This is a genomic window from Psychromonas hadalis ATCC BAA-638 (assembly GCF_000420245.1).
GTDB lineage: Bacteria > Pseudomonadota > Gammaproteobacteria > Enterobacterales > Psychromonadaceae > Psychromonas > Psychromonas hadalis.
In genome coordinates this window covers 1-2,228 of sequence record NZ_ATUO01000285.1, presented here as the reverse complement: position 1 = coordinate 2,228, position 2,228 = coordinate 1, and the positions used below count along the sequence as shown (strand labels likewise).

The following is a 2,228-nucleotide window of genomic DNA, read 5'->3' as shown; positions in this document are numbered from 1 at the left end:
ATTTAAACCAGTAAAAACGATCAGTTACTTAGGCGGATTGGTATAAGTCTGTACCCAAATTGTAGAGTTCACTGCTCCTGTTGAGGATACATTTCAAATGTTTATTTTGCTGAAATGTGTTTCCGGGGGCTTTTGTGAAAATAATTAGATCTGAAATCGTGCTAACAATCTCATTAACTCTCTGTTCATTCATTATGTAGTGGTCAACATTGAGTCCCCTATATGCTGAAGATATTTCCTAAGCGATCGACAAACCCCATCTAACAAAGCGCACAAATAACTGACACTCTTTCCTTTTACCTTAAAAAAGAAGGAGTTATGTACGCCAACCCACTGACCAAAATACAGGTTCTATTCCATTTTGCTGTTGTCGCCACTACAACCACTCAAATTACAAAGAGTTATGGATAAAGCAAATTAACGTAATCTCAACATTTACAAGGTGTTAGATTGAACAATAAAACCAGCAACATTGTTATGGAACAGAGCCAAAATACAACAAGGCTGGCTGAGCAAAGGTGGCAATCAAGAACCTTTTTGACTAAACTTAACAACCGCCGTCTGAAGACGGAGGGTTCAAACCCAAGGACTGAAAGTCCTTTTTAGGTCAAAATCGGAATACACAGTCAAAACATAGCCGTCTAAAGACGGGGGTTTTTACCCAACCAAATCGGACGAATAAAAATTTAATTATATAAATCAACAATTTTAATGGAAATATTTTTAGGGTAATGTAAATTTCTTCAAAAAAATCTCAGGCAACTATCGTTGTAACATAGGGCTATCAGCAAATTCTTCGCTTTATTTTCTGTCACTAAACATGGAAAAAAGAGTTGTTCTATAATCGATGATACGTTTACGAGCATAACGGAGATAGATGATGAAAAAAAGACTCTGTAGATTACAATTGATAATTTTCATATTCAGCTCTTGCCTAACAATGATTAATGCTAAAGAGCTAACCATGGTAACCGTTGACTGGGCTCCCTATTATGGTTCAGAAATGAGCAATAATGGTGTAATAACCGTTATTGTAAAAACAGCATTTCAGCGTTCAGGTATCGAAGCGTCAATAAAATTTATTCCTTGGAAACGTGCAATGAAGGAAGTTGAAATTGGTAAATCTGATATGTTATTGGGTGTTTATTACACAGATAAACGCAACAAAACTTATTTATACAGCGAACCCATTTATGATATCCACGTCGGCTTAGTCGCTCTTAAATCACTCGGTATTAGTCAATTCGAAAAACTCTTGGATTTAATCCCATACTCAATAGGAGTCAGCCGTGGTTGGTCTAATAGTAAAGAATTTGACCAAGCTGATTACCTTAATAAACAAGGTGCAACCAATCAGATATTAAATGTTCGCAAATTATTTAAAAAACGGATTGATATGATCTCAATCTCTTTTGATGTTTTTCGTTACGAAGTTGCAACTACGTCAGATAACGACCTTAATGAGGTCGTATTTATTGAACCAGCTCTACAGATTTCAACAATCCATCTAGCCACTTCCCGAAATAATCCTGACAAAGAAAATGTAATTAATGCCTTCAATAAGGGATTAGCAGAGATTAAGCAAGATGGTACCTATGATAAAATATTAAAGCAGTATGGTTTTCAATATTATTAACTGATGTTCATTAAGTACTATCTAGCAGCCTAAACATCCAATCAGGCTCGTGGCCTTTGTCCCGAACAAGCTTAGCTAGAGAGTAAAACGAGTAAAAAATCATACGACAGCCTTTACTACTTGTGGCGTGTAATAGCAGTTTTTTTGAAGTAATGTCCACATGATACGGGCGAGTTTATGAGCCGTTGCAACGGCGGTGTAATTGACGCTTTTTCTCTCTCTTAATTGGCAAACTCATTGATTTAATGCATCTTGCTTTTTACTTGCATGATTAATCACTGCACGTGCGCCATGGATAAGCATTTTACGTAAATATCCGTCACCACGCATGCGGATCCCACCCATGACGCTCTTATTATCCGAAGCAAACTGTTTTGGAGTAATACCTAACCAAACAGCAAACTCTTTAGCAGTCGTAAAAGCTTGTCCATTACCTATTGATGCAATAAAAGCGGATGCATTGAGGTAGCCTATTCCTGGTATACTCAATAAAATTTTTCTTAATGGGTGATTTTAAATGTCTATTTTTAACTTTTTTCAATCTCTTTTATGCGCATATTTGATGATTGATACTCACGATAAACATCGTTGA

General features: G+C 36.2%; 1 protein-coding gene and 1 pseudogene. One reads left to right on the top strand and one right to left on the bottom strand.

The genetic code is table 11. The features are described from left to right. Positions 1-964 precede the first annotated feature (964 nt). Entirely contained in the window at positions 965-1,636 is a 672-nt protein-coding gene (locus tag G322_RS0118825) for a substrate-binding periplasmic protein (RefSeq protein ID WP_022943217.1), read from the top strand. A 99-nt stretch (positions 1,637-1,735) separates the two neighbouring features. Here the strand turns inward: G322_RS0118825 and G322_RS24435 are convergent. Beyond that, a pseudogene (locus G322_RS24435) lies at positions 1,736-2,228 on the bottom strand (transposase); the annotation flags it as partial.